The sequence below is a fragment of the Sandaracinaceae bacterium genome (genome assembly GCA_020633055.1).
Classification (GTDB): Bacteria; Myxococcota_A; Polyangia; order Polyangiales; family Houyiibacteriaceae; genus JADJJE01.
Map to the genome: position 1 here is coordinate 1 of JACKEJ010000002.1, position 1,213 is coordinate 1,213.

Below are 1,213 nucleotides of genomic sequence, written 5' to 3' on the forward strand. Positions count from 1 at the left end.
ACGTCCACCGCCTCGCCGTGCGCGGCGAGGAGCGCGCGCGCCCGGGGGCCTTGCAGGTGGGCGAAGTGGAAGCGCCCGCGCCGGTCGAGGCGCAGCAGGGTGGCGACCAGGCGATTGCAGAACAGGCAGGTACCGTCGACCAAGATCACGCGCATGGAGAGACCACGCGCGCGGCGCCCGGATCGTTACGGCAGCGCGCTACGGCGCCAGCGAGGTGCGCGCGGCGGCGAGGTCGCCCACGCGGTCGTCGACGCGGTCGGGCGCGGCGCGGCGCTTCTTCAGCGCGTCGAGGCGGCGGCCCTCGTCGAGGACTCGCTGCGGCGGCATCTTGAGGTTCCAGACCAGACCCACCGCGGCCAGCGCGCGGAGCACGTAGTACGTGATGTCGATCTCGTACCAGTAGAAGCCCTGCCGGACGCTGTTCATGTAGTGGTGGTGGTTGTTGTGCCAGCCCTCGCCGAGGGTGAGCAGCGCGAGCCACAGGTTGTTGCGGCTGGTGTCCTTGGTCTCGAAGCGGCGGCCGCCCCACACGTGACAAAGCGAGTTGATCACGTACGTCGCGTGCCACGCCATCACCTGGCTCAGGAAGAAGCCGATGAACAGCCCCGGCCAGCCGAAGAACACGACGCTCGCGATGCCGAGCAGGACCGTCGGGACCAGGTGCCAGCGGTCGAGCCAGCGCAGCTCCGGGTACTTCGCGAAGTCCTGGATGCGCTTCCAGTCGGTCTCGCCGCTGTCGGCGAAGACCCAGCCGACGTGCGCGTGCCAGAAGCCGTCCTGCTCGGGCGAGTGGAGGTCGCGCTCGCCGTCGCTGTAGAGGTGGTGGGCGCGGTGGTGCGCCGCCCACCAGAGCGGCCCGCGCTGCGTCGAGGTGACCGCGCAGACGGCGAGCACGAACTGGAACCAGCGGCTGGTCTCGTAGGTCCGGTGCGAGAAGTAGCGGTGGTAGACCGCGGTGACCGCCCACATCCGGAACCAGAAGAGCCCCAGGCACAGCGCCACGGCCTGCCAGGTCACCCCCGACCAGAGCGCGAGGAACGGCATCAGGTGGACGATGAACCAGGGGATCGCGCTCTTGAAGTCGTATCGATGGGTGCGCGGCGTGGCGGGCATGAGCTCAAGCTAGGAGATCGCCTCGCGCCCCGCGGTCATCGTTCGGTCAGGTCAGGTCACCGTTTGGTCAGGGTCTGTCACGGGCTCGTAATTCCCCGAT

Annotated in this window: 2 protein-coding genes; both read right to left on the bottom strand. The window is 69.2% G+C overall.

Annotated features, from left to right (window positions below):
• A partial coding sequence (locus H6726_00010) for a DUF393 domain-containing protein (GenBank protein MCB9656000.1) occupies positions 1-155 on the bottom strand: 155 nt, incomplete at its 3' end.
• 43 nt (positions 156-198) lie between these two features.
• Positions 199-1,113 carry an acyl-CoA desaturase gene (locus tag H6726_00015; GenBank protein ID MCB9656001.1) on the bottom strand — a complete coding sequence of 305 codons (915 nt, stop codon included), beginning with the start codon at positions 1,111-1,113 and terminating at the stop codon, positions 199-201.
• Positions 1,114-1,213: the final 100 nt, after the last annotated feature.

Bases quoted from the DNA above. Each gene is read 5' to 3' on its own strand.
- H6726_00015 (MCB9656001.1), bottom strand. From the start codon at position 1,113: ATGCCCGCCACGCCGCGCACCCATCGATACGACTTCAAGAGCGCGATC.